Genomic DNA, 26,274 nt, shown 5'->3' with positions numbered 1-26,274 from the left:
GGGTCCTATCCGGAGGCGAGAACGCGATCGAGCGCCGCGCGGCCCGGCGGTCCCCACGTCGGTTTGCCGCCAGGAAGGCCGCGGTCGCCGTTGTGGCCCATGTGGATGAGGAAGAGGCTCTTCAGAGCGGCCAGTCCTCGGGCGCGCCGGATCGTCCCCTCGTCCGTGGGCCCGTACCTCCGGAAGAAGCGGGGGGCCGTGCCTGCGGGCAAAAGCACCCAGGCGGCCGCGAGGTCCCATGCGGGATCGCCGGCGAACAGGTCGCCGAAATCGATCACACCGGAGAGAGTTCCGTTCGCGACGACGACGTTCGCGGGATGCAGGTCCCCGTGGAGCCAGAGCGGCGGCCCCTGCCACTCGGGAGCCGTCACGGCCTCGTCCCAGACGGCCCGGACCGCCCCGGCGTCGGCGGTGAGGCCACCGACGGCGACGGCTCGCAGGAGGTCGTCGAAACCGTCGGTGCACCTCTTGGGATGCGCGCCGCGGTCCGAGCTCGCCGGGGCCTCGGGCGGCGCCTCCGTATGAAGGGCCTTGAGGAAGCCCGCCAGCGTGTCGGCCGCGTGCTCGCCACGGCTGATGGAAGCGGTGTCGAGCGGCTCACCGGGGACCCACGTCATGACGTTCCACGGTGTGGGCAGGCGTACGGAGGGTTCACCGGCCCGCACGGGGAGCGGAACGGGAAGCGGCAGGCGCGGCGCCAGGACGGGCAGCCATCGGCACTCCTTGCGCTGGAGAGCGGGGGCGCGTGGGGTACGCGGGATGCGCACGGCCAGCTCGTCCCCGAGGCGCCACATGTGGTTGTCCCAGCCACCGGCCACCTCACGGATGGCCAGGTCCGCGAGATCCGGATGCTGGTCCTCGAGAAGACCGCGGACCAGGTGCTCCGTGATCTCGATCTCTGCGTCGGTCATGCGAGGCCACGGTACGGGAGCCACGCGGAACGGACTCTCGCCGCCCGCATGCCCGCCGCCACACCCGCTTCCTTCTGGTGCCAGCCGGTGGTCGTCAGGTGACGGCCGGGCCCGGCTCGGGCGTGGGAAGCGGTCCGGGCTCGGGGCCAGGCTCCGGCCCGGGATGCGGGGGATGCGGGTCCGGCTGCGGCGGGGCGGGTGGAGCCGGGGGAGCCGGTGGAGCCGGCGGAGTCGGGTCCGGTCCGCCGGGGCCGGGAGCCGGGCCCGGCAAAGGCCCTGGTGCCGGGCCGGGACCGGGGCCGGGCGGCGGCGTCGGGGTGGGGGGAACGGGGTCGTTCGGTGGTGTACGCATGCCCCCTCGCGTACCCATGACGGCCCGCGTCAGTCCCCACCGGCTCCTGGGGTGCCGTCGCGTGGCCGACCCGCGTGGCCGACCCGCGTGGCCCACCCGCGTGGCCGCCCCGCGTGGTCGAGGCGCGGAGGCGGCTCCCTCACGGCGCACGACCCCACCGGCCCGGCGCTCACGAGACCACGGTAGGCTCCCGTGATTTCACGATCTTGGGGGGAAACCATGTTCACGTCCTCGGTGCGGAGCACCGCCGTCGCCGTCATTGCTCTGGCCGCGCTGTGCGTCTCCTGCGGTGCGGATCCGTCGACGGACCGGCCGCAGGCCGTCACCACCACCGTCGCGACGGTGCCCACCTCGGCGGCGGACGCCGCCTCTGACGCCGCCTCGGCCGAGGCTTCGGCCGGTGTGACGCCACCGCCCACCGCCCCGGACGTCGCGCCACCCGAGCGGGTCCGCGACGCGTTCGCGGGGCTGCAGGCCACGCTGGGCGACGCGTGCACGCCGGGCAACTGCGCCTACTTCCTCGGCCGCGTCTACGACGAGCTGCACCGGCTCGACCGGGCGATGAAGGCGGACCCCAAGGGAGCCGGTCACTTCGCCCGGCCGATCGAGCTGATCGCGCGACTCGACGCGGAACTCGCCGGTGACCGGTCCTTCGAGAACCTGAAGCGGCACCAGACCCTGCTGGTCGGCACCCGCGACCGGATCAACACCTGGATGCAGGGACACCCGGACGACTACCGCTGACCGCACCGCGCCTGAGCGCCTCATACGGGGACCGGCCCCGACCGGACCGGGCCGGATTACAGCGGGGCGGGGGACGGGACAACGCCGCCGGACAGGACCCGGCCAGGACCCGGACAGGGCCCTGACCTGCCGGGACGCGCACCTCTCCGTCCGGGACACCCGAGGCGTCTTCCGCCTGCTCCCACCCGGCACCCAGGATCGGGCCGAGCGGCCAGCCTCCGCCCCCGCCGCACCACCCGGTGCGACGCGGCGGCCGGTCGGCCGAACGATCCGGAACCCAGGAGGACCGCAGATGAAGCGAAGTCTGGTGCGCAAGGCGGCGACGGCGGTGGCGGGCCTGACCCTGCTGACCACGGTGGGCGTGACCGGGACGGCGGTGGCCGCCGAGAGCGGCGCCACGGGGACCCTCGCCTCCTGCGTCACCTCGACCCGTAACTGGGGCGGCAACATCGTCGCCGGCTACGGCTGCAGCGAGTACGGGCTGCCCAACGGCGAGGAGCAGGTCTTCGGCGTCGGCACGGACGGCGCCGTGTGGACCCGTTGGTCCCGGACCAACGGAACCCTCAGCTCGTGGACGTCCCTGGGCGGCCAGGCGCGGAGCACGGTGTACGTCGAGGGCTACGGCTGGGCGATCACGCTCAGCGTCATCGGCACGGACGGCAACTGGTGGTACAACAACCGCGCCGGCACCTCCAGCGGCGGCTGGAGCGGCTGGCACCGCTGAGCCCCCGCGCAGGGACCGTGCCGGTCATCGTCCTCGGCGAAGGACGGTGACCGGCACGGCCGCGTCGGCGTCCGGCGGCTCCACGTGGCGGCCGGTGGCCGGCTCCTCCGCCTGTGGGAGGAGGGGGAGATCCGGCGTGGCGGACGATTCCCGCGCGGGGAGGCGTCACCCGCACTGACCGGGGCATATGCATGACCTGCGGAGACACTGACTCCGGGTCCGCGTCCGGACCGGTCGGGTGTGTCTCGTGTCGTACGGGAGCTTTGATGCGCACTGTAGGGGTCGAAGAGGAGCTGCTGCTCGTCAGCGCCACGACGGGCGAGCCGCTGGCGGTGTCGTCGGCGGTGCTGGCGGCGGAGGCGGTCAGCGGGGACGGGGAGGCACAGGGTGCGTTCGAGAAGGAGCTGCACCAGGAGCAGCTCGAGTTCGCCACCCGGCCGGTGAGTGACATGCGTGAACTGCGGGAGGAGATCGTCCGCCTGCGCGGCGAGGCCGCGATCCATGCGAGCAAGGCGGGCGCCAGGGTCGCGGCCCTCGCGACCTCACCGTTGCCGGTGGAGCCGTCACGCAACCTCGGCCGCCGGTACCGGTGGATGGCCGAGCAGTTCGCGCTCACCACCCAGGAACAGCTCACCTGCGGTTGCCACGTCCACGTCTCGGTGAAGTCCGACGAGGAGGGTGTCGCGGTCCTGGACCGGATCCGGCCCTGGCTGTATCTGTTGAACGCGATCAGCGGCAACTCGCCGTTCTGGGACGGCAAGGACAGCGGTTACAGCAGTTACCGGAGCCGGGTGTGGAACCGGTGGCCGTCCGCCGGGCCGTACGAGCCGTTCGGCAGCGCGGAGGCGTACCACGAGCGGGTCGGCGACATGCTGGCGACCGGGGTCCTGCGGGACACGGGGATGGTCTACTTCGACGCCCGGCTCTCGCACAGCTACCCGACCGTGGAGATCCGCGTCGCCGACGTCTGCCTGGAGGCGGACACCACGGTGCTGGTGGCGACGCTGGCCCGGGGACTGGTCGAGACCGCCGCCCGCGCCTGGCGCGAGGGCGAGCCGCCGGCCCGGATCCCGACCGGACTGCTGCGGCTGGCGTCCTGGCGGGCCGCCCGCTCCGGCCTCCAGGGCCCGCTCCTCGACGCCCGCACCCTGCGCGAGACGCCCGCCGAAGCGGCCCTGGAGGCGCTGCTGGAGCACACCGACGCGGCCCTGCGCGACAGCGGCGACCGGGACAGCGCCCACCGTGCCCTGGCCCACCTCCTCGCCCACGGCGGCGGAGCCCAGCGCCAGCGCGAGATCCACCGCGGCGGATGCGATCTGGGCGAGATGGTCCAGGAGTGCGTGCGCATCACGACCGGTGACGCCAACTGAGCCCGTCGCGCCCGGCCCCCGGCCCGGCAGGCGCGGTTGTCGGGGCCGGCCCGACCTTGCGGTGGGGAGGACCTGGCGCCGCCGTCCGGCGGTGATCCGTAAAACCATGTGCATGGTCGGCCATGTCCGGGGCACATGAGTGTCGAGCGCATGGGGCCGCTCAACCACGGTCCTGCGGTTTCCCCCTCCGCAGGTCCGACGGGGTGGAGACCGGCCCGCACAGGTGGGTTGTGCGGGCCGGTCGCTCCTGTATACGGCCCGGCGCGGAGGCGGCCCGCGCGCCCGGTTTCCTCACCCGGCGGCCCGGCCCCTGACCCGGCGCCGGGGATGATTCTCGTTCTGCCGAGCAGGCGAGCTCTGTCACCAGCGGGAAGGCGAGCGTGCCGACGCCTCGGCCCCGGTAGTCGTCGGCCAGGGTGGGGTGGGGGCCGAAGCGGCAGTCGGTGGTCTCGGTGAGGCGGATGTCCGCGTCCCGAACCGGTCTGTCGCGCCGAGCGGCCGCCGGACTACCATGATCCGCTTCTGTCCTCCCAAGAGAGCGGTCTTGATGCGCCTTTCGCGTATATCCCGAAGAGTGGCGACGTTGTTGTCGGCGGTGGGGCTCCTGGTCTCCGGCCTCACGGCGACGGCCTCACCGGCCGCCGCGGCGGAACCGTGCCCCGCCGAACGCCTCTGCCTGTACTCCGGAACGGGCCTCGAGGGCCTCCAGTTCGTGGCCGGCAGCACCCAGACCTGCTTCTGGCTGGGCCGGTACGGCCTCGGCGAGGGCTCGGCCGGGATCAACTCGTACGTCAACAACCTGCCCGTCACCGCGCAGGTGTACCAGTTCGACACGACGGGCCTCAGCTCCGCCGACCACATCCTCCGCGGCAGCATCCGGTCCGGCGGAGCCAGCAGCAACACCGGTGCCTCGGACCCCACCTCGCCCTGGCACCGCCTGGACAAGGTGTGCACGGGCGGCGCGGACCCCCTGACGTCCCCCTCCTTCGCCTTCGGGGCGGAGTACGACGCCGATCCGTCGCGCTACGCGGACGTACCCGGCACGAAGCTCGAGTTCGACGCCGCGCAGGGGCAGGCGTCGTACCTGTGGACCCGCAACGTGTCGGTCGGCAACGTCGCGGCACTGGGCGACCACAAGAACATCGGTGTCACCACCGCGATCCGCTGCATGTACGCGGACGGGCGCGCGCTGCCCGCCGACAAGGAGGGCGGAGCGTACTGGGCGGCGAACCTCGTGCCGCCCGGTGAGACGGCCCTGGCGCCGTCCGTGCGGTGGACCTTCGTCGCGCCGACGACGGACCGCTACCGGTGCCGCGTCTCGGTGCTCGGCTACGCGACCTGGATCGGCGCGGGGAACTCGGTGGCCATGCAGGTCGATGCGGGCGCCGGGCTGTCCCGAGCCGTCTACGGCGACACGGCCGGGTGGACCCAGGCCGAGGCCGTGGAACCGCCCGCCCTCACGCCGGGCACCACGAAGAGCTTCCTGGATCACGTGTACACCCCGCGCGGGACGGACCGGATCGCCATCGTCATGGACGCCAACATGACGAGCTGCAACAACGACAAGGACGGCATCGCGCCCAACTACGGGATCGACAAGTGCGCGGGCGAGTCCGACCCGACCGCGCACCACACGGACGCCTCCACCTGGATCGAGGCACAGCCCGTCAGGGCTGACGGCTCGACCTGCGGCGTCCCGCTGAAGAGCGCCGTGGCGCGCTGGAACATCACCGAGCGCAAGCACCACCAGACCGCGACGAACGTCCTGTACCTCACCACCGCCCAACTCGGCGCGTGCGACCGGGTCCGCGCCACCCTGAAGGTGACGAACCACGCCGGCAACCGCCTGCAGGTGCACACCGGTTACGCCTCGCAGCGCATCGCCAAGACGCACGGCTCGGCCTTCACGTACTAGCCGTATCGATCCCGAGTGCCGTGACGCTCGGCACGTCGTGAACATGCTGGAGACCTCCGTGCGGTGAGCCCTGTCCAGGACCCAGGACCCGGGACCCGGGACCTCACCGCATCGGAGGTCTTCCCGTCCCACGGCGACGCCGAGGACGAGACCGTCAGGAGGCGTACCGGGTGACGTCCGTGACCCGGCATGTGATCTTTGTCGTCGCCTGGGACAGGCCCTGAGCCGTGACCTCCGACCGCTGTCCGGGAGCCACCACGTTCGACGTCGCCACTGCCTCGTCCAACCGCTTGTCGGACGCGTCGACGAATTCGACCTGCACGATGTAGTTGCTGGGCTTGCTCGATCGATTCGTGATCAGCAGCGTCGCGCTGGGCCACTTGGTCGTCGAGTCGACCTCGCACGCCGTGATGCGCACGTCCCCGCGGGCCCCGCTCTCGTCCTGCGGGCGTTCCCTTTCCGCTGTCGCCGTGGGCGGACGCGTCGGCGTGCGGTCCGGATCGTCGTCGCTTCCCGTGTTGGCGACCACGAGCACGATGATCAGGATGAGGATCAGCACGCTGAGGCCGAGGCAGGAAAGACGGGGGGCTGGGCCGGGGCCAGCGGGGCGGGAACGAGCCTCGCGTGAACCGCCCGTGTGGTTCCGGGAGTGTGGGGGCCGGTCATGGGGGCAGGCGGTCTCCCTGAGGTGGCGGCGGGAAGCACCGCCGTACCACTCGATCGGAACGAAGGAGCATCCGCATGACCGAGAACGCGTGGACTTACGGGGCGGCGTCCGGCTATCCGGTGGGCACGAACCTGGCCGGCTGGAGGGTCGAGGCGACCGACGGGCACATCGGCAAGGTCGACAAGCACTCCGAAGAGGTCGGCGACGCCTGTCTGGTCGTCGACACCGGCGTATGGATCTTCGGCAAGGAGGTTCTGCTGCCGGCGAGCACGGTGACCCGTGTCGACCTGGAGGAGCAGACGGTCCATGTCCGCCTGACCAAGGAACAGATCAAGGACGCGCCGGAGTTCCACTCCGACAAGCACCTCGCGGACCGGCAGTACCGGGAGGAGATCGCCGTGTACTACCGGACGGGCGGGCCGTTCGGAGGCGGCCCGAGCCCCGTCTGACCTCCGGTCGGCGCCCTCGCGGGATCGTCGGCACGCGGGCGGCCGGGCGGACCCGCGCACGGGCCCTCCTCTTCTGCGAGGGCGTGCGCCGGTCGGCCGGGGCCGCCTGGCACGATGGCGCCATGGTTATCGGCACGCCCTCCTCCCTCTCCGGTCCCGCCGGCGCCGCCGCGCACGCACGCGCCCTGCACGACCACCCCGACGCCCATGTGGACGCGCCCGCCGAGCTCGTCGCCCCGTACCCGCCCGGGTTCGGCCGCGCGGCCCGGCGGGAGGCGCTGCGGCCGGTGTACGAGGCGGTGGTGGCCGAGCTCGGCGAGCCCACCCTGTACGGTGGTTCGGCCGCCGGCCCCAGCGTGCGCTGGCACACCGGGCAGCACGTGGTGCTCCTGGCGGGCGGCCCACAGGGCGCCACGCTCTCGGTGCACACGGCGTCGGACCTGCACGGACGCGAGTACTCCGCCATGGAGTCGGCCGCGATCGCGTGGCGGCCCGAGCAGCCGCACGGCTTCGACACGCTCCCGTACCTGTGGCTGCTGCACCGAGGGCCGGAGCGCCCCTGGCCGGCCTTCCGCTGGGACGGTCACCACACGGCCGCGTCCTGGGAGCACCTGGAGTCCTCCCTCACCCTGCTCCTGGACTCGTGGATGGAGCAGTTGCCGCTGCAACTGCCCGGCGACTGGGCGTCCTTCGTCGTCGGGTGCTCGCGGGACTGGCCGCGGCGCCTGCGGGTCGGGTACAGCCAGGACCGCGGGGAGCTGTCGCTGATGGTGGATCACCGGACGACCGCCGAGGAGCCGGGGTTCGAGGAGACCATGCGGGAGCGGGGCTGGACGCTGCGCGAGGGCGGCTGGTGGCGGGCGCTGTTCGCGGACGAGGACCCCGCCGCGGCGAGTTCGGCGGCCCGGCTCCTGGTCGCCGACGTCCGCGGCCGCGGTTCGGTCTGCCCGGACGAGCTGGTGGCCTGGGAGCTGACGGTCAACGACCGCGGCCGGCTGTGGCTGCCGGGCATCGGCATGCCGGTGAACTGAGCCCGGTCGGCGCGCCCGCCCGGTCCGTCACGAAGCAAATCCGGCCCCCTACTCGGGGGGCCTCCGCCCGGGCGCTGCCGGCCCCCATGGGGCCCGGCGCCGGCGGAGCCCACTCGCCGCCCGCCGCGACCCCCGCACGCTCATGCTGCCGGCCGGCCGGCCCTCGCGCCTGAGCGATGCCGCCGACCGCCCACCTCGACACCGCGGCACCCCCAGGCAGGCGGCCCCGGGCCACGCCGTACCGCTCACCCCACGCCGTACCTCTCACCCCCGCCGTCCCCCTCACCCCCTGCCTCACGTCGGCGGGTCACCCGCCTGAGTGACGGGAAGCGTCCCTGGTGAGCGGCACGGGCTGGGCCTTAACCGCGCCCGTCGGGGCAGAAGCTCTCCGAGGACCGCACCGTGTGCGAGAGGAGGTGTCAGAGTCGGCGTGACGGATGCTCCGACTGATAATTGCCGTTTGACAACAATGGCCATGAGGCAACAAAGTATCCGGGTCGGACGTACGGGGAAGGACCAGGAATGCTCCGGTGGGCGGAGATCGCTCCGTGTGCTGGTCACCTTCACCGCGAGGCGACGGTGGCACGGGCGCCGCGAGGCGTCGTTCAGGCTGTCCGGCTGTCGGCGTCCAGGCCGTCGCCGTGTATCTGCGCCGCCGCGGTGGAGCAGAACGCCTCCAGTCCTTCCAGCAGCGCGACGCGCTTGGCGGCGGGCATACCCTCCAGCACCGTCTGCAGCTCCCTCTCCCGGCGGGCGCGCAGGTCGGCGAGGAAGGCGCGGCCGTGGCCGCTCAGGTGCAGGCGCACCTCGCGCCGGTCCTCCGCGCTCACCACGCGCTCCACGAAGCCGGCGGCCTGGAGGCGGTCGCACAAGCGGCTGGTGGACGGCGGCGTGGACGCGAGGCTCTCGGCGAGGGTGCGCAGGTTGATGCCGTCGTGGTGCTCCAGGATGTGCAGGGCACGAAGCTGGGAAGCGGAGGTGGGCGCGGTCGAGGCCCGGCCCCACACGACTTCCAGCAGCTCTACGGCCGTCGTGGTCACACGCGCGACCTCGTCGGGCTCGGGGCGGCGGAAGGCAGTCACGGTCACACTCTCGCAGGCACTGGGGTGCCTGTCAGCGTACTAGGCGCACGCACGGGCTTCGGATGCCCGTGGAGCCGACGTGTCCCGTTCGGGGCCGACCTCGTGATCGAGGTGCAAACTTCTGCGGAGAAGGATTGGTGTATTCCCCTTATGGACAGATTTGTGGCCGCTGAACGCGCTCTGCGGACAGCGGCTCCCCACGAGTTGCTCGATGCCGTCGGTGCCGTGCTGGTCGAGCAGTACGGCGCCGAGGACGTCGAGCTGTTCATGGCCGACTACGGCCTGACCGTGCTCCAGCCGGTGTCGGTGCTGCCGCACACCCTGGAGCCGGTGTCGGTGCACAACAGTCCGGCCGGCCGCGCCTTCGGCTCCCAGGAGCCGTATCGGGAGGAGATGGCGAACGGTCGCGCCCGGCTGCACCTGCCGGTCAGCGTGCGGGGCGACCGGCTCGGCGTGCTGTCCGTGACCTTCCCCGGCAGTGAAGCCGCCCGCGAGTGGGAGACCGAGCTCGCGGGCATCGCGAGTGTGCTGGGGCACGAGGTGGTGGTGGCCGAGCGCGACACCGACCTCTACCTCCAGGCGAGACGCAGGGACCGGCTCACACTGGCCGCCGAGATGCAGTGGCAACTGCTGCCCGGCCGTTCCTGCTCGCGCCCCGAGTACGACCTCGGGGCTCAGTTGGAACCGGCGTACGCCATCTTCGGAGACAACTTCGACTGGTCGGCCACCGCCGACCGCCTGATGCTCTACGTCACCAACGGCATGGGGGAGGGGATAGAGGCGGCCCTGCTGACGAACCTGGCCATCAACGCCCTGCGCAACGCGCGACGCGCGGGCATCTCCATCGCCGACCAGGCGGCGCTGGCCGACCAGGCCGTCTACGCCCACTACCAGGGCCGCTGCTATCTGTCGGTCCTCATGTTCGACTTCGATCTGGCGACGGGGCGGGCGAGCGTCGTGGACGCCGGTTCCCCTCAGCTCCTGCGGCTGCGCGACGGGGTGGTGGAGCGTGTCGACTTCGAGGCCCAGCTTCCCCTCGGCATGTTCGAGGAGACGGACTACGTCACGCAGGACTTCCAGGTCGAGCCGGGCGACCGGCTCGTCTTCGTCAGCGACGGCGTGCATGCGGTCGCCTCTCCCCGGGGAGAGGCGTACGGGGAGGTGGCCCTGGCCCGGGCCATCCAGTCCACCCGGCTGCTGCCCGCCGCCGAGGTGCCGCGCGCGATCCTGCGGGAGCTCACCGGGCACCGCGGCAGGCCCGTGGCGGACGACGACGCCCTGATCGTGTGCCTCGACTGGAGGGGGCGGCCCTCCGGTCACTGAGCGGCGCCGCGGGACCACGATCGCGTGTTGTTCTGCTCCGAGGCCCACGCTAATGTTGTCATGCGACAACAATTGCCTGATGGCTCGCCGAACGGTGCCCGCCGGGCCCACAGCAGGGAGACGATGCAAGTGGCGGAGCAGGACACGGCCCTCGAGGCGACGCGGGAGCTCGCCGGCTTTCTGGAGCGCCGACGGGAGCAGATCGCCCAGAGATGGGCCGATACTCCTCTGTTCCGTACGGTGTTCACCGTTTCGCGTGACGAGGCGGTGGAGGCGTGCAAGGTCGTCGTGGACGCGCTCGCCGACGTGGCCCGCAGCGGGCTGCCGGAGGACGTCCAGGCTCCCGGATTCGTCGCCGTGAGGGAGCAGCTCGGCAGAATGTCCGCCGCGCGGGCCAAGGCCGGGTACAGCCCGTCGGAGATCGCCGGTGAGGTCGCCGGCCTGCGCGAGCCGGTCGCCGCGCTCCTGCGGGCCGAGTTCGAGGATGCGGCCGACGAGCACGCGCACGCCCGTCAGCTCGCGCTGACCGTCCTCATCGGCACGCTCCGTCTGGTGGTCATGGAGACCACCATCAGCGCCGGCGACGAACTGATCGCCCGGCAGCGCCAGCAGCTCCTGGAGGTGGCCACGCCGGTCATCAGGCTCTGGGACGGCGTCGTCGCCGTGCCGTTGATCGGCACGCTGGACAGCGCCCGCAGCCAGGTCGTGATGGAGAGCCTGCTGGAGGCGATCGTGGAGCAGCGTGCCCACTACGCCATCCTCGATATCACCGGTGTCCCCACCGTCGACTCGCTGGTGGCCCAGCACCTGATGAAGACCGTCGCCGCGGCCCGCCTGATGGGCGCGGAGTGCATCGTCTCCGGGATCCGGCCCGCCATCGCGCAGACGATCGTCCAGCTCGGCATCGACCTCGGAACGATCACCACGCGGGCCGGCCTCGCCGACGCCCTGGCGTACGCGCTGAGCCGGCAGGGCATCGTCGTCTCGCCACGACCGGCCGCGGGAGCGAGCGCACGGTGACAGGGCGTTCCCTCACCCAGCAGGGGCCGGGGCCAGGGCCGGTGCCGGTCCTGGTCCTGGGAGACATCCTGCTCGTCACTCTGCAGGGAGACCTGCACGACAGCGCGGCCGAGCACCTGCAGCACGAGATCGCCCACCGCATCGCGACCAGCCCGGAGCCGGTCGGCGGCGTCGTGATCGACATCTCCGGAGTGGAGATCGTCGACTCCTTCCTCGGCCGCGTCCTCGCCGAGATCGCCGCGAGCGCCCGCCTGCTGGCCACGCGAACGGTGCTGGCCGGTATGCGCCCCTCGGTGGCCATCACCCTGGTCGAACTGGGCCTCACCATGCCCGGCCTGATCACCGCCCTGGACGTCGAAAGGGCACTGTCCCTGCTGGGCCGCGCGCCGTACACGGCCGCCCCGACTCACCCGGAAGAGGGTGCGTGATGCATGCCCCCCTCGTCTCGGCCACGCGCCTGCCCATCGGCTCCGACGCCGACCTGGCCTGGGTGCGCCAGGAAGTGCGGCAGGCCGCGACCGCCCTCGGGTTCGGACTGGTCCAGCAGACGAAGCTGGTGACGGCCGCCAGCGAGCTGGCCCGCAACACCCTCGTCCACGGCGGCGGTGGACACGTCGACATGACACCGCTGGAGGGGAAGGACAGACGAGGGCTGCGGCTGTCCTTCGTCGACGCGGGCCCCGGTATCCGCGACGTCGAACGGGCCATGACCGACGGCTACACCACCGGCAACGGTCTCGGCATGGGCCTCAGCGGCGCGAAGCGCCTGGTCTCGGAGTTCACCCTCGACAGCCGCCCCGGCCAGGGCACCACCGTCACCATCGCCGAGTGGACCTCCGGCGTGCCCACGCCTCGCAGGGGTGCGCCATGAGCAGGGTCTGGGACATCCCCGTCCAGGACAGCACCCGCGTCCGTGACGTCCGCGTGGCCGCCGAAGCCGCCTCCGCCCGGGTAGGTCTGGACCCCCATTCCACCGCGGTCGCCGCCCTGGTGGCCACCGAGCTCGCGACCAACCTCGTCAAGCACGCGAGCGGCGGCCGCATCATGATCAATCTCACCGGCCCGCCCGCCTCCGTCCCCGACGCCGTGCCCTGCGTCCAGATCACCTCCGTGGACCACGGGCCCGGCATCCGCGACGTCGCCGCGGCCCTGAAGGACGGCAGCACGACCGCCCGCGCCTCCCTCGGCGCGGGCCTCGGCACGTGCCTCCGCATCTCCACCGACTTCGACCTGCACAGCAGGCCCGGCCGGGGCACGGTCGCCGTGGCCCGCATCCGCCCGCAACGCCCGCGCCACGCCGCCGCGTCCCCCGCGAGACCGGGCTCTCCTCACCCGGGCGCGCGCACCGGCGGCATCAACACCTCCCTCGCCCACGCCGAACACTCCGGAGACGCCTACACCACGGTGCGCTCCGGTTCCCGCGTCACCCTGATGCTCGCGGACGGCCTCGGACACGGGTCCCCGGCGGCCGAGGCGTCGACCGCGGCGGTGGAAGCGCTGCACCACGTGTCGGAGCGGCCGCCGGCCGAGATCCTGCGGCACCTGCACGCCGTGCTGCGCTCCACCCGAGGCGCCGCCGTCGGCGTGGCACAGCTCGACGAGGACGCCGGCCGCTTGTCGTACGCCGGGGTCGGCAACATCGGCGCCCGACTGCGCGCCGATGTTGGCTGGGAGCACCTCGTCTCCCACCCGGGAATCGTCGGAGCGCACTTCCCCGCCACCGTCCCGGTGCGCGAGGTGACCTGGCGGCCGGACAGCCTCCTCATCCTGCACAGTGACGGCCTGCCCAGCCGCTGGGTGCCACCGGAGGATCCCGAGCTGCTCAGCCGCGACCCGGCCGTGGTGGCCGCGGTCGTCCTCCGGGACGCCGGCAGCGCCGCACGTCCCCTGCGTGACGACACCAGCGTGGCCGTCCTGGCCCCCGCCGCATCGGAGGGCAGCCCATGACCGCGACCACGCACACCTGGAAGGTGGCGTCCACCGCCGACGCCGCCCAGGCACGCGCCGTACTCGACCTGCTCCTCGCACGCGGCGGGGCACCGGCGCTCGAACGGGCCCGGTTCCTCACGTCCCTGACAGCTCGTCTGCGGGCCTGCCTCGACCGGGGCGGCGACTGGGAGCTCCAGCTCACCGTGCACCGGACCACCAGCGGGCAGGACGGCCGGATCGACATCCTGCTGCGTCCCACCGGTATCTCCGCGACCGGCCCCGACGACGCGCCCACCCTCACCTGCGCCCTGCCCTCCGACCCGGCAGAGGACGGCCTCCCCGCCGACCCCCCGCTGCCGGAGGCACTGCTGCGCGCCGACGAGACCACCGCGGTCGTCCTCGGCCTGCTCGACGAGCAGGAGAGCCTGCTCCGGCTGCACCGGGAAGAGCTGCACAAGACCAACCAGGGCGTGCTGGCCCTGCACGCCGATCTGGAAGCCGCCGCACTGGCGCAGCGCGAACTGCTGGAAGCCGAACGGATCGCACGGGACGAGGCGGAGCGGGCGCGACGCCTGCTGACCTTCCTCGGTGACGCCAGCGCCGCCGTCACGACCTCCCTCAGCCCCACCGCCGTCCTGCGGCGACTCGGCGAGTTGCTCGTCCCGGAGTACGCGGAGCACGTCGACGTCTGGATCTTCGACGAGGGCGACGAGGAGCCCGACACCGGACACCCCCGCCGGACCCGCGGACATTCGGCGGCCGCGGTGGCCGCGGCGCGCACCGGCCGCCCTCAGCATGCCGCCCCGCACCCCGGCGGCCTGCCGGGCACGGACGACCTGCCGCCCTCCGCGCTGTCCCCGCACCGGCCCCTCCTGGCCATCCCGCTCGTCGCACGCCGCATGCTCGGCGTGCTCAGCCTGACCGCCCCCGGCCCCCGCTTCGACGCGGACACCTGCGTGATGCTCGTCGAACTCGCCCGCCGCGTCGCCGTCGCCCTGGACAACGCCCGCCGCTACGAGCAGTACCGCGATACCGCCGAAGCCCTCCAGCGTGCCCAGCTCACCGAGCTGCCCACCACCTCCGGCCTGCTCCTGGCCGCCCGCTACCTGCCGGCCACCCAGGGCCTGAACATCGGCGGCGACTGGTACGACGCCTTCCACCTGCCCGACGGCAGCCTGATCACCGTCATAGGAGACGTCACCGGCCACGGGATGCACGCCGCCGTCGTCATGGGGCAGCTTCGCACCGCTCTCCGGGCCTACGCCGTCGAGGACAGCAGCCCCGCCGAGATCCTCACCAAGCTGCACCGCATGCTCGGGCACCTGCAACCCGAGCTGTACGCCACCGCCATGATCGCCCGCTTCCAGCCCGGCGAACCGGACGTCGTCTGGGCGTCCGCCGGCCACCCGCCCGCCGTGGTCCGGACCGCCCACGGCGCCGTACACGTCCTGGACGCCAAGCCCGGCGTCATGCTGGGCCTCCCGGTGCCCTTCACCTACGACAACCACACCACCACGCTGCCCGCCGGATCCTCCCTGGTGCTCTACACCGACGGCCTGGTCGAACGCCGCGCGCGCGGCATCGACCCGGGCATCGCCCACCTCAGCCAGGTCATGGCCGCGTTCGACACCACGGACCTCGACCACGACCTGGACGCCGCGGCCGACGCCCTCCTGGAACGGCTGCTCCACGACTCCGAACGGGACGACGACGTCTGCGTCCTCCTCTGCCACACGCCCGCCCCCTCGGGACCACCGGTCCGGCCGGGCGGCCCCACCCTCCCCTGGGAGCGGTCCGCGTGGCGCACGCCCTCGCGCGGTAGCGTGGAAGCCATAAGGCGAGAGGGTGTGCGTAGTGAAAACCTTTGACCTTCTTCCGTCCGCCGAGGCCCGACTGCGCGCCGCCGCGCCCCACGAGCTGCTCGCCACCGCCCGCAGCATCCTGACCGAGCAGGCGGGGGCCCACGAGGTGACCCTCCTCCTCGCCGACTACGGCCTGGCCGTCCTCCAACCGGTCAGCCACCTGCCCCACACCGCGGCACCCGTCTCGGCCCACGACGGCCCGGCGGGCAGCGCCTTCGTCCAGCAGAGCCCCGTCGTCGAAGTCCTCCGCGACCCGGCCGGCCACGTGGTGCACCTGCCCATCACGGTGCGCGGTGACCGCCTCGGTGTCCTCACCATCCGGCTGCCCGCCCACACCGCCGACCCCGACACCGTACTGAAGCTCGGCTCCTTCGCCACCGCACTCGGCCACGAGATCCTCACCGCCGACCGCGACACCGACCTCTACCTGCAGGCCCGCCGTACCCGGCGGCTCACCCTCGCCGCCGAGATGCAATGGCAACTCCTCCCCGGCCGCGGCTGCGTCCGCGAGGAGTACGTCATCGGAGCGCACCTCGAACCCGCCTACTCCGTCGGCGGCGACAACTTCGACTGGTCGACCAGCGCCGACCATCTCGTCCTCACCGTCACCGACGGCATGGGCCAGGGCATCGAGGCGTCCCTGCTGACCGGCCTCACGGTCGGTGCCCTGCGCAACGCCCGCCGCGCCGGCATCGGCCTGGCCGACCAGGCGTCGCTCGCCGACCAGGCCGTCTACGCCCAGTACCGGGGCAAGGTCCACGCCTCCACGCTCCTGTTGCGGTTCGACCTGGCCACCGGCGCCGTGAGCGCCGTGGACGCCGGCTCGCCCCAGCTCTTCCACCAGCGCGACGGCCGCACCGCGCGCATCGAACTGGAGGCGCAACTGCCGCTCGGCATGTTCGAGGAGACTCCCTACGCGGAACAGACGTTCCAGGTCGAGCCGGGCGATCGCCTCATCGTGGTCAGCACCGGTGTGCACGGCACCCGCTCCGCCACCGGCGACCTCTTCGGCGAGCGCGTCCTGCGTCAGATCCTCGGCGCCACCCGGCCCGTGCCTCCCCATGAGACCGCCCGCGCCGTCGTCTCGGGGCTGATCGAGCACTACGGCAGCAGCGACCTGATGTCCGACGCGGCGGTGGTCTGCCTCGACTGGAACGGCCGGTCCGGCTGACCCGACGCCGTCCAGGGCGCCGCCGTCAAGGGCGCCCCTTGTCCCGGCCCTCGCTCGGGTCCCCGCCCCGCCCCACGCCGTCCTGAGCGGCCAGGAACGCGCGCAGGCCCCGGCTCAGCGCCTCCCGCTCGGCCGACTCCATGGCCGCCACCACCTCGGCGAGCTCCCGCGACCTGTGCGAGGCGACCTCCTCCAGCACCTGACGGCCGTACGCCGTGAGGTTCAGTTGAAGCTCCCGGCGCCTGTGGGGGGAGAGCACGCGCTCCAGAAGTCCCGCGGCCGCCAGCCGGTCGCACAGCCGGCTGGCGGTCGGCAGAGCTATGTCCATGCCCTCGGCCAGAGCGGTGAGATTCAGCCCCGGCTCCGACCGCAGGATCCGCAGGGCCCGCAACTGGTGCTGCGACAGTCGCAGAGCCGCTCGCTGACTCGCCGTGGACCACAGGTGCGTCAGCCCGTCCACGGCATCGGCGATCTCCAGCGCGAGGGACAACGGATCGTCCGGTCCCCTCGCCTGGTCGTCCCCGGAGCCGCTGAGACGAGTCACGAACCCATCGCTTTCAGCAATCGCCTGCACAAACGGGATAGCACCCTCATTCAAACGCGGTACCCGATGAGTCGCCGGGCACGCACGGCCAGTCGAGCCATCGTAGGAACTCGGGGCGATCACCGCAGCGCATTACCGACACGACGCGACCGACACGGCGAAACGGGGCAGAGCCTCTCCACCTCGCTCGACCAGAGATCGGCCTCGTCAGAGCCGGTGGCCCACGGGATCTCCCCCCGGATCGTCGGCCAGCGTGATCGTCGTGCTGATGCGCTTGCCCACCGGCTCGCGGTGGATGGCGAAGCTCTGGCAGACAGCCATGACGATCTCCAGCCCGTGCCGCCCGATCCGGTTCGGATCGGGCGCGAGGATCACCGGCGGCGTCGGATTGCTGTCCCACACGGTCACCTCGACCGCGCCGCCTTGGACCTCCAGATTCAGCAGGCACGGGCCGGGCGCGTACTTGCGGGCGTTGGTCACCAGCTCGCTGACCACAAGCTGGACGACGCTCATGGCGCGCCCTGACACCGGCAGCCCGTGCACGGCCTGCACATCGGTGAGGAAATCACGGGCCAGATCGCGGGCGACGGCGATGCCGCCGCCGTCCTCCAACGCCGCTGTCACCGATACGACACTCTCGCACAGCGAGAGTCCGCTCTCGCCACCTGCTGTCTGTTCCATCCGGCCCGCCCCGCACCCGTGTCCCTACCTCTTCAGCCCCGCCTACCCCCGATCGCGGGAGTCAGACACTGGCGGACCGGACGTGCCTCGGGCAAGAGCCGGCCGCGAGCCCGTCGGGCGCCGGGACCGGTCCGGGCGGCCTCACCCGGGCCGGCCGAACCACCGCGGCGCCACGACGGACCTCGACACGATCAGTCGTCCAGCTCCTTGCCGAAGTCCTTCGCGCACGCGTCCCGCTCCGCCTGGGTCTGGGCGCGCTCGACACAGTCGTCGAAGTTCTTGAACTCGTCCGAACCGAGGACCGAGGCGCCGAGGGCGAGGATCGCGGCCGAGGCGAGCAGGCCCAGTCCACCGAGAATCGCCCCGGTGAGGGACATCCCGTTGCGCCCGCCGTCGCCGCGACGAGCCTTGCGTACGCCGATGATGCCGAGGATCAGGGCGAGGAGGCCGAGCACGATGCCACCGAAGACGGTCCAGAAGAGGAGGACCGCCAGGATGCCGAGGACGAGCGCGGCGATCGCCAGACCGCTGCTCGGCTTCCCGCCCGTGGCCGGGGCGGTGTGCGCGGAGCCGGTGGGCACGGAGCCGGTGTGCGCGGCGCCGGTCTGCGCGGAGTCGTTCGGCCTCGTGGGGTGGTCGGGGAAGGACATGCCGTCACACTCATCTCTGTTGCCGTTCCAGCGAGTTGTCCCCGCCCGTGTGCCCGCGAGTCGGCGATGAATGCGTTCACCTCACCTCAGCGGCACCAGTGCGTGGATGGTCTTGCCCCCGGGCGCGGGCGTGATGGTGACCTCCTGGCTGAGGCGCCGGACGAGGACCAAGCCGAGCCGGCCGGGACGCGGGATTCTCGCGCCGGAGTCGGCACCGGCCTCGGTGGGCCAGGCCCGATTGCGGTCCGTGACCGCGATCCACAGGCCCTCGTCGGCGAGGGACAGTCTGAAGGCGCGTACGCCGCCGCCGTGCCGGACCGCGTTGGTGACCAGTTCCGTGGCGACCAGAAGCGCGTCGGCGAGGACCAGGTCCTCGTTCATCGTCGTCCGCTCGCGACGAAAACGCTCGTCAAGGGCCCTGCGCACCTCCTCGCGCGCTGCCGCCGCCGTCACCTCACGCCTCTGCTCCCGGTTCCCCTTCCGGTTCTCCTCCCGGATGGTGGTCGTTTCATCCGTCTTCATAGGTGAACCTCCGGATCGGCTGTACCTGGTCGTATTCATCACGTTTGCCCGCTGGGATCGGTTACACACCGTATTGTCTGCACGGCCGGGTCCTCCGTTGTGATGAAGTCCGCGCAGGCGTCCTGTCCCTTCTCCCGCCGCACCGGCGGCGGAAACGCCCTGCGGCGTGCGGCGGTGTCCTGCGGCGTACGGCGACACAGATCCCCGTGACCGGGAAGCGGTGGCCGGACCGCGGCTTTCCGCTCTCACTCCGACGGGGTAGGCTGCCTCGTATTTGTCGTACGGCAAGTAAATGCCGAACGAGGGGGGCGGCCTGTCCAGGCCGTGGCGGTGTCCGGCTCACCGGCGGGGCTCCTGGCAGCGTTCAACGAGGAATGGTCATGGTTGAGACGACGGTCGACAACGCGCGTGCTCCCCGGACACGCGCGCGCGGTGCGGGCAAGGTGGGCGAGCCGGAGCTGCGGCAGTTGCTGGCCGGGCTGACGGCGGTACGCGACGGTGACTTCGGCACCCGCCTGCCGGACGACGCGGACGGCCTGCTCGGCGAGATCGCCACGGTCTTCAACGGCATGGTCGACCAGCTCGCCCTCTTCACCTCCGAGGTGACCCGCGTCGCCCGTGAGGTCGGCACGGAAGGCACCCTGGGCGGACAGGCCGTGGTGCCCGGCGTCTCCGGCACCTGGGCCGATCTGACCGACTCGGTGAACGCCATGGCGGGCAACCTCACCACGCAGGTCCGCGACATTGCCCAGGTCGCCACCGCGGTCGCCAGGGGAGACCTGTCGCAGAAGATCGACGTGGACGCCCGCGGCGAGATCCTGGAGCTGAAGAAGACCATCAACACGATGGTCGACCAGCTCTCCGCGTTCGCCGACGAGGTCACCCGCGTCGCCCGCGAAGTGGGTACCGAGGGCAATCTCGGCGGCCAGGCCGATGTGAAGGGCGTCTCGGGCACCTGGCGGGACCTGACCGACTCGGTCAACTTCATGGCCGGGAATCTGACCGCCCAGGTCCGCAACATCGCGCAGGTCACCACGGCGGTGGCGCAGGGAGACCTGTCGCAGAAGATCACGGTGACCGCGCGGGGCGAGATCCTGGAGCTGAAGGAGACCATCAACACGATGGTCGACCAGCTCTCGTCGTTCGCCGACGAGGTGACCCGTATGGCCCGCGAGGTCGGCACCGAGGGCATCCTCGGCGGCCAGGCCGATGTGAAGGGTGTCTCGGGCACCTGGCGGGACCTGACCGACTCCGTGAACTTCATGGCCGGGAATCTGACCGCCCAGGTCCGCTCCATCGCGCAGGTCGCCACGGCGGTGGCGCAGGGAGACCTGTCGCAGAAGATCACGGTGACCGCGCGGGGCGAGATCCTGGAGCTGAAGGAGACCATCAACACGATGGTCGACCAGCTCTCCGCGTTCGCCGACGAGGTTACCCGGGTCGCTCGCGAGGTCGGCACCGAAGGCAATCTCGGCGGCCAGGCCACCGTACGAGGCGCCTCCGGCACGTGGAAGGACCTCACCGACAACGTCAACGTGATGGCGTCCAACCTGACCGGGCAGGTGCGCTCCATCGCCCAGGTCGCCACGGCGGTGGCGCGCGGCGACCTGTCACGGAAGATCACGGTCGAGGCCAAGGGCGAGGTCGCGGCACTCGCCGCCGTGATCAACACCATGGTGGACACCCTCTCCGCGTTCGCGGACGAGGTGACCCGCGTGGCCCGAGAGGTCGGCACGGAGGGCCGCCTCGGCGGCCAGGCGCGCGTGCCCAACGTGGCCGGCACCTGGAAGGACCTCACCGACAACGTCAACTCCATGGCGAACAACCTGACCGGTCAGGTCCGCAACATCGCCCTCGTCACCACCGCCGTCGCCAACGGCGACCTCTCGAAGAAGATCGACGTCGACGCCCGGGGCGAGATCCTGGAGCTGAAGACCACCATCAACACGATGGTGGACCAGCTCTCCTCGTTCGCCGCCGAGGTCACGCGCGTGGCCCGGGAGGTCGGCAGCGAGGGCCGGCTCGGCGGCCAGGCCGAGGTCGAGGGCGTCTCCGGCACCTGGAAGCGCCTGACCGAGAACGTCAACGAGCTGGCCGGCAACCTGACCCGCCAGGTCCGTGCCATCGCGGAGGTCGCGAGCGCGGTCGCCGAGGGCGACCTGACCCGCTCGATCACCGTCGACGCCTCCGGGGAGGTGGCCGAGCTCAAGGACAACATCAACGCGATGGTCGGATCCCTGCGGGAGACGACCCGGGCCAACGAGGAACAGGACTGGCTCAAGTCCAGCCTCGCCCTGATCTCCGGCCTCATGCAGGGCCACCGTGATCTGGCCGTCGTCGCCGACCTCGTCATGGACCGGCTCACCCCGCTCGTGTCGGCCCAGTACGGGGCGTTCTACCTGGCCGAAGAGGCTCCCGACGGCACGGAACTGCGACTCATCGGCTCCTACGGCCGCCCCACCGACATCGCGGGCCATGACCGCTTCAAGCTGGGGGAGTCCCTGGTCGGCCAGGCCGCCCGCAGCCGCCGCACCATCGCCGTCGACGGAGTCCCCGCCGACTACATCGGCATCTCCTGCGGGCTCGGCCGCATCGAGCCCGGCAGCCTGATCGTGCTGCCCATCGTGGTGGACGACCAGGTCCTCGGCGTCATCGAGCTGGGCTCCTTCACCGCCTTCACGCCCATCCACCGCGACTTCCTCGAACAGCTCATGGAGACGGTCGGGGTCAACGTCAACACCATCGTGGCCAACGCCCGCACCGACGAACTGCTCGACGAGTCCCAGCGGCTCGCCCTCGAACTCCAGGCACGCTCCGAGGAACTGCAGGTCCAGAAGCAGGAACTGCAGCGCTCCAACGCCGAGCTGGAGGAGAAGGCGGCGCTGCTGGCCGCCCAGAACAGCGACATCGAGGGCAAGAACCTGGAGATCGAGCAGGCCCGCCAGGAACTCGAGGACCGCGCCCAGCAGCTCTCGCTGGCCTCGAAGTACAAGTCCGAGTTCCTCGCCAACATGAGCCACGAACTCCGCACCCCGCTCAACAGCCTCCTGATCCTCGCCCAGTTGCTCGCCCAGAACCCGACCCGCAACCTCACCGCCAAGCAGGTCGAGTACGCGGGCATCATCCACTCGGCGGGATCCGACCTGCTGCAGTTGATCAACGACATCCTCGACCTGTCCAAGGTCGAGGCCGGCAAGATGGACATCAACCCCGAGCGCGTCGCCCTGCGGCAGCTCCTGGACTACGTCGAAGCCACCTTCCGGCCCATGACGACCCAGAAGAGCCTCGACTTCACGATCACCACCGCCCCGGGCGTCCCGACGGACCTCGTCACCGACGACTCCCGGCTGCGCCAGGTCCTGCGGAACCTGATCTCCAACGCGGTCAAGTTCACCGAAGAGGGCAGCGTGGAGCTGCGGATCGAACGAGCCGCCGAAGCGACCCTGCCGGCCTCCGTCCACCGCGACGGCGGCCCCGTACTGGCGTTCCGCGTCAAGGACACCGGCATCGGCATCGCCGAACAGCACCTGGAGGCCATCTTCGGCGCCTTCCAGCAGGCGGACGGCACCACCAGCCGCAAATACGGCGGTACGGGCCTCGGCCTCTCCATCAGCCGCGAGATCGCGCACCTGCTCGGCGGCGCGCTGACCGCGGAGAGCACCCCCGGCCAGGGCAGCACCTTCACCCTCTACCTCCCCTGCACCCGGCCCGGCTTCCAGCGGGAGACCGACCGGACCACGGCCGCCGACACCGGCATCGTCGGCTCCGGGACGGCGGGCTCCGGAGCGGCGGAGGAGTCGTCCGGCAGCCGCAGGCCCGGCCGTACGGAGATCGAGCCGCGCAAGCCCCGCAGACTGCTCGTGATCGAGGAGCGCCCACGCGGACTGCTCTCCCTCGTCGCCGAAAGCGCCGTCGCCGAGCTCGCCGGCGGCCACGACCGCGACACCATCGAACTCGTGGCCGCGGTCGGACCCGAGGAGGCCGCCGGCGCCCTGGCGACCGCACCCGTCCACTGTGTCGTACTCGAACTCGACCGGCCGGACAGCGACGCCATGCACTTCCTCGACGCGATGGACGGCGACGCCGCGCTGCGCACCGTCCCCGTCCTCGCGCACAACAACCGGCGTCTCGACCCGGCCTTCGAGGCGACCATGCAGGAGCGGGCCCGCAAGCGGCCCCTCGAACTGCTCTCCAGCCTGGACGAACTGCGCGAACGGATCGCCCTGTACCTCTCCGCCGAACAGCCGGGCGACGTCGTGCCCCTGGTCCGCATGGAGGAAAGCGGCCCGCAGACCTCGCCGAGCGTGGACGCGTCCCTGCACGGCCGGACCGTCCTCGTCGTCGACGACGACGCGCGCAACCTGTTCGCGCTCAGCGGGATCCTCGAGATGCACGGCATCCAGGTCCTCCACGCGGAGAACGGCCGCCAGGGCATCGAGACACTGGCCGCCCACCCGGAGATCGACCTGATCCTCATGGACGTGATGATGCCGGAGATGGACGGCTACACCGCCACCGCCGAGATCCGGCGGATGCCCGAACACGCCGACCTGCCCATCATCACCGTCACGGCCAAGGCCATGCCGGGGGACCGCGAGAAGAGCCTCGCCTCGGGTGCCAGCGACTACGTCACCAAGCCCGTCGACGCCAATGACCTCATCGCCTGTGTCCGTCGCTGGCTGGACCCGCAGCAGGACGCGCGGGTGAGGGCATGACCGACCTGGAGACGTCCAAGGGCCAAGAGCCGGCCTGGCGGACGAAGCAGGGCCCCGGCGACGTCGAACCCGCCCCCGGAGCGGACCGCACGGCGGCCCGGCCCGACGCCGCCACGACGGCCGTGGCCACGCAGGCCGAGGCATCGCCGGCCGGGCAGCGCGAGTCCACGGTCGGCCGCCTCGCGGCCACCGTGGAACGACTGCGCGCGGAAGTACGCGCGGCCCACGCCGCCGCCGAGGGCCGCGCCCTGATCGAGCTCGCCAAGGGAGTGATGATCGAGCGGCTCGGGTGCGGCCCGGCGCACGCCGCGCGCCAGTTGACCGAACTGGCACGGCAGGCCGGTGTGTCCTCGCTCGAACTGGCCGCCGACATCGTCAACCAGGCCGCTCGCGACCAGGTCGCCTCCGTGGCGGAGGACTTCGTCCGGCACGCGACCGGACAGGAGAGCGAGCCGGCACCCTCCGTCGCCGTGCGCCTGCGCACCGCCGAGAGCGCCGCGCTCGCCGCGAGCGACACCCAGGCCGTCGCCGAATCCCTCCTGGAACACGCCCTCGCCCCGCTCGGAGCGACCGCCGTCGCCATCTGGGCGGCGGGCCTGGACGCCTCCCTCACCCTGTGCGGCCACGCCGGATTCGGCGACGACGAGGCGAACCGCTGGCGGTACGTCCCGCCGGGCGTCGCGACCGTCGCCCGGCAGGCCCTCGACGAGCGGCGCATCGTCCGGATCGAGGCCCTCTCCGCGATGGGCCTGCCCACGATCGGCCGCGCCCAGTCCCTGGGCGGCGGCCGCGTAGCCGTGCCCGCCGGGACCGGAGGCCGTATCCACGGAGTCCTGGAGATCTGCTGGCCCGAGGCGCTCACACCGCACCCCCCGGCGATCACCCGGCAGATCGAAGCTCTCGCCGAACTGAGCGCGCACACGCTCGAGAACCTGCCCTACGCCGGGCTCCTGACGGGCCCCCGCGATTCGGCCGACGTATCGGAACTCATCGACCTCGCCGACGGCCTGTACGACCCCGCCCTGGTCCTCACACCGCAGCTCGACGGCGAGGGCCGGCTCGCGGACTTCCGCATCCGTCACGCCAACAGCCGTTTCCTCGACCCCGCCGGGCGCCCCCGAAGCGCCGTCCACGGCGCTCTGCTCCTGGAGGCGTACCCGACGGCCGCCGGGGACAGCGAACTCTTCGAGAAGATCGAACGCGTCTACGCCACCGGAGAGCCCTTCCGCGCCCAGCGCATGACGCTCACCGCCCTGGTGGACCAGGTGCCGCTGGCCACCGTCGCCGACCTCAGCATCAGCCGGCACGCCGACAGCGTCCTGCTCATCTGGCGCATCGAGGACGAGACGGCACGGCTGGCCAGCCTCCTCCAGCACGCCCAGCGCCTGGGGCGCATCGGCGGCTTCGAAGAGAACTTCGTCACCGGCGACATCACCTGGAACGGGCAGCTCTTCGCCCTCTACGGGCGGGCGATCACCGACAGCCCCGTGTCCCTCCAGGACCTGGCCGAGTACGCGCACGCCGACGACGCCGTGGCCATCGGCCGCTTCCTCCGGGCGGTGCTGCACCACCGCCGCGCCACCTCGACGGCCTTCCGCCTGCAGCGGCCCGACGGGGTCACCCGTCACATCCGGGTCATCGCCGAGCCGGTCCTCGACGCCGACGACCGGCTCCTCGCCGTGCGCGGCGCCTACCAGGACATCTCCTCCCAGCACTGGACCGAGGTCGCCCTCGCCGCCACCCGCGACCAGCTCGCCCAGACCGAGCAGGAGTCGGCGGAACGCAACCGGCTGGCGCTCCAGCTCCAGCACGCCATCATGCCCCCGACCCGCGCCCCTCTCGACGCCCCGGGCCTGGACGTCGCCGTGCGCTACCGCCCCGCCGAGGCGGAGTCCCTCGTCGGCGGCGACTGGTACGACACCGTCGTCCTGCCGTCCAAGCGCGTCCTGCTGTGCGTCGGCGACGTCGCCGGCCACGGCATAGAGGCGGCGACCGGCATGGTCGTCCTGCGCAACGCCATGCGCGGCCTCGCCGTCACCGGCGCCGGCCCCGGCCAGTTGCTGTCCTGGCTCAACATCGTGGCGCACCACCTCAGCGAACAGGTCACCGCGACCGCCGTGTGCGGCGTGTACGACCCCGACACCCGCGTCCTGCGCTGGGCCCGGGCGGGCCACCTGCCCCCGGTCCTGGTCCGCGGCGCGGAAGCCGGCACCCTCCCGCTGCTCAAAGGGCTCCTCCTGGGCGCCCTTCCCGAGGCGGAGTTCGAGGAGGGCGAGGTGCAGCTCGAACTGGGTGACACCCTCCTGATGTACACCGACGGCCTCGTGGAACGCCGGGACACAGCGGTCCAGGACTCCCTGTCCCAGCTCCTCACCGCGGCCAAGGACCCGGCCCCCTCACTGGAACGCCGGCTCGACAGGCTGCTGCTGCACAGCAAGTCGGACACCGACGACGACACCTGCCTCATCGGCATCAAGGTCTCGTGAACGGGGGAGGCGGCGCAGGGAACGCTTCGTGCGCCGCGGGCCCCGGACGTGGACGCGGATGTGGACGCGGATATGGAGAGTTCCGCACGCGGGTGTGATCCCGGGCGGAACCTCCAGGCGGCCGCT

At 72.0% G+C, this 26,274-nt stretch carries 22 protein-coding genes; 15 read left to right on the top strand and 7 right to left on the bottom strand.

What is annotated here, in order from left to right:
• Positions 1-5 precede the first annotated feature (5 nt).
• Positions 6-911 (bottom strand): aminoglycoside phosphotransferase family protein, encoded by a 906-nt coding sequence (locus ABZ135_RS13170; RefSeq protein WP_356694936.1) that lies wholly within the window; start codon positions 909-911, stop codon positions 6-8.
• Between the two features lie 571 nt (positions 912-1,482).
• Here ABZ135_RS13170 and ABZ135_RS13165 point away from each other — a divergent pair.
• The 4 genes from ABZ135_RS13165 to ABZ135_RS13150 all read left to right on the top strand — a co-directional run bounded on the left by ABZ135_RS13165 (position 1,483) and on the right by ABZ135_RS13150 (position 6,016).
• On the top strand, positions 1,483-2,007 hold the full coding sequence (locus ABZ135_RS13165) for a hypothetical protein (RefSeq protein WP_356694934.1): 525 nt from the start codon (positions 1,483-1,485) through the stop codon (positions 2,005-2,007).
• A 292-nt stretch (positions 2,008-2,299) separates the two neighbouring features.
• Complete coding sequence (locus tag ABZ135_RS13160) at positions 2,300-2,731, top strand: hypothetical protein (RefSeq protein WP_356694932.1); 432 nt, start codon at positions 2,300-2,302, stop codon at positions 2,729-2,731.
• Positions 2,732-2,997: 266 nt separating this feature from the next.
• Entirely contained in the window at positions 2,998-4,101 is a 1,104-nt protein-coding gene (locus ABZ135_RS13155) for a glutamate--cysteine ligase (RefSeq protein WP_356694930.1), read from the top strand.
• A 574-nt stretch (positions 4,102-4,675) separates the two neighbouring features.
• Positions 4,676-6,016, top strand: coding sequence for a peptidase inhibitor family I36 protein (locus ABZ135_RS13150; RefSeq protein WP_356694928.1), 1,341 nt, complete (start codon positions 4,676-4,678; stop codon positions 6,014-6,016).
• 154 nt (positions 6,017-6,170) lie between these two features.
• Here the strand turns inward: ABZ135_RS13150 and ABZ135_RS13145 are convergent, their stop codons facing one another.
• A complete protein-coding gene (locus ABZ135_RS13145; RefSeq protein WP_356694926.1) occupies positions 6,171-6,575 on the bottom strand; it encodes an FxLYD domain-containing protein in 405 nt (134 codons plus the stop codon).
• Positions 6,576-6,757: 182 nt separating this feature from the next.
• Between ABZ135_RS13145 and ABZ135_RS13140 the strand changes: the two genes are divergently transcribed.
• Positions 6,758-7,132: a PRC-barrel domain-containing protein gene (locus ABZ135_RS13140; RefSeq protein ID WP_356694924.1), complete on the top strand. Its 375-nt coding sequence runs from the start codon at positions 6,758-6,760 to the stop codon at positions 7,130-7,132.
• Between the two features lie 122 nt (positions 7,133-7,254).
• A complete protein-coding gene (locus ABZ135_RS13135) occupies positions 7,255-8,163 on the top strand; it encodes a hypothetical protein (protein ID WP_356694922.1) in 909 nt (302 codons plus the stop codon).
• A gap of 605 nt (positions 8,164-8,768) precedes the next feature.
• Here the strand turns inward: ABZ135_RS13135 and ABZ135_RS13130 are convergent.
• Positions 8,769-9,203, bottom strand: a complete 435-nt coding sequence (locus ABZ135_RS13130) for a MarR family transcriptional regulator (protein WP_356695040.1) — start codon at positions 9,201-9,203, stop codon at positions 8,769-8,771.
• Positions 9,204-9,395: 192 nt separating this feature from the next.
• Between ABZ135_RS13130 and ABZ135_RS13125 the strand changes: the two genes are divergently transcribed.
• The 7 genes from ABZ135_RS13125 (at position 9,396) to ABZ135_RS13095 (ending at position 16,550) form a co-directional block, all read left to right on the top strand.
• Positions 9,396-10,568, top strand: a complete 1,173-nt coding sequence (locus ABZ135_RS13125; protein WP_356694920.1) for a PP2C family protein-serine/threonine phosphatase — start codon at positions 9,396-9,398, stop codon at positions 10,566-10,568.
• A 123-nt stretch (positions 10,569-10,691) separates the two neighbouring features.
• On the top strand, positions 10,692-11,588 hold the full coding sequence (locus tag ABZ135_RS13120; protein WP_356694918.1) for an STAS domain-containing protein: 897 nt from the start codon (positions 10,692-10,694) through the stop codon (positions 11,586-11,588).
• Complete coding sequence (locus ABZ135_RS13115) at positions 11,585-12,016, top strand: STAS domain-containing protein (protein WP_356694916.1); 432 nt, start codon at positions 11,585-11,587, stop codon at positions 12,014-12,016. Before ABZ135_RS13120 ends, ABZ135_RS13115 begins: the two co-directional genes overlap by 4 nt.
• On the top strand, positions 12,016-12,459 hold the full coding sequence (locus ABZ135_RS13110) for an anti-sigma regulatory factor (RefSeq protein ID WP_356694914.1): 444 nt from the start codon (positions 12,016-12,018) through the stop codon (positions 12,457-12,459). Before ABZ135_RS13115 ends, ABZ135_RS13110 begins: the two co-directional genes overlap by 1 nt.
• The gene (locus tag ABZ135_RS13105; protein ID WP_356694912.1) at positions 12,456-13,535 is read left to right on the top strand and encodes a SpoIIE family protein phosphatase; all 1,080 of its coding nucleotides are present in this window, start codon (positions 12,456-12,458) and stop codon (positions 13,533-13,535) included. Before ABZ135_RS13110 ends, ABZ135_RS13105 begins: the two co-directional genes overlap by 4 nt.
• A complete protein-coding gene (locus ABZ135_RS13100; RefSeq protein WP_356694910.1) occupies positions 13,532-15,385 on the top strand; it encodes a GAF domain-containing SpoIIE family protein phosphatase in 1,854 nt (617 codons plus the stop codon). The genes ABZ135_RS13105 and ABZ135_RS13100 overlap by 4 nt, the downstream gene beginning before the upstream one ends.
• Entirely contained in the window at positions 15,363-16,550 is a 1,188-nt protein-coding gene (locus tag ABZ135_RS13095; protein WP_356694908.1) for a PP2C family protein-serine/threonine phosphatase, read from the top strand. Before ABZ135_RS13100 ends, ABZ135_RS13095 begins: the two co-directional genes overlap by 23 nt.
• A 25-nt stretch (positions 16,551-16,575) precedes the next feature.
• Here the strand turns inward: ABZ135_RS13095 and ABZ135_RS13090 are convergent, their stop codons facing one another.
• From ABZ135_RS13090 to ABZ135_RS13075, 4 genes are all read right to left on the bottom strand, one after another.
• The gene (locus ABZ135_RS13090) at positions 16,576-17,094 is read right to left on the bottom strand and encodes a MarR family transcriptional regulator (protein WP_356694906.1); all 519 of its coding nucleotides are present in this window, start codon (positions 17,092-17,094) and stop codon (positions 16,576-16,578) included.
• Positions 17,095-17,301: 207 nt separating this feature from the next.
• Entirely contained in the window at positions 17,302-17,775 is a 474-nt protein-coding gene (locus tag ABZ135_RS13085; protein WP_356694904.1) for an ATP-binding protein, read from the bottom strand.
• A 191-nt stretch (positions 17,776-17,966) separates the two neighbouring features.
• Positions 17,967-18,425: a DUF4190 domain-containing protein gene (locus tag ABZ135_RS13080; RefSeq protein ID WP_356694902.1), complete on the bottom strand. Its 459-nt coding sequence runs from the start codon at positions 18,423-18,425 to the stop codon at positions 17,967-17,969.
• An 81-nt stretch (positions 18,426-18,506) separates the two neighbouring features.
• Positions 18,507-18,947 (bottom strand): ATP-binding protein, encoded by a 441-nt coding sequence (locus ABZ135_RS13075; protein ID WP_356694900.1) that lies wholly within the window; start codon positions 18,945-18,947, stop codon positions 18,507-18,509.
• 380 nt (positions 18,948-19,327) lie between these two features.
• Between ABZ135_RS13075 and ABZ135_RS13070 the strand changes: the two genes are divergently transcribed.
• Both ABZ135_RS13070 and ABZ135_RS13065 read left to right on the top strand, forming a co-directional pair.
• Complete coding sequence (locus ABZ135_RS13070; RefSeq protein WP_356694898.1) at positions 19,328-23,662, top strand: HAMP domain-containing protein; 4,335 nt, start codon at positions 19,328-19,330, stop codon at positions 23,660-23,662.
• Complete coding sequence (locus tag ABZ135_RS13065) at positions 23,659-26,148, top strand: SpoIIE family protein phosphatase (protein WP_356694896.1); 2,490 nt, start codon at positions 23,659-23,661, stop codon at positions 26,146-26,148. The genes ABZ135_RS13070 and ABZ135_RS13065 overlap by 4 nt, the downstream gene beginning before the upstream one ends.
• Positions 26,149-26,274 lie beyond the last annotated feature (126 nt).

This window comes from Streptomyces sp. NPDC006339, from assembly GCF_040612775.1.
In the GTDB taxonomy this organism is placed as follows: Bacteria; Actinomycetota; Actinomycetes; order Streptomycetales; family Streptomycetaceae; genus Streptomyces.
The sequence above is the reverse complement of the archived record's forward strand: the minus strand, read 5'-3'. Positions and strand labels throughout refer to the sequence as shown.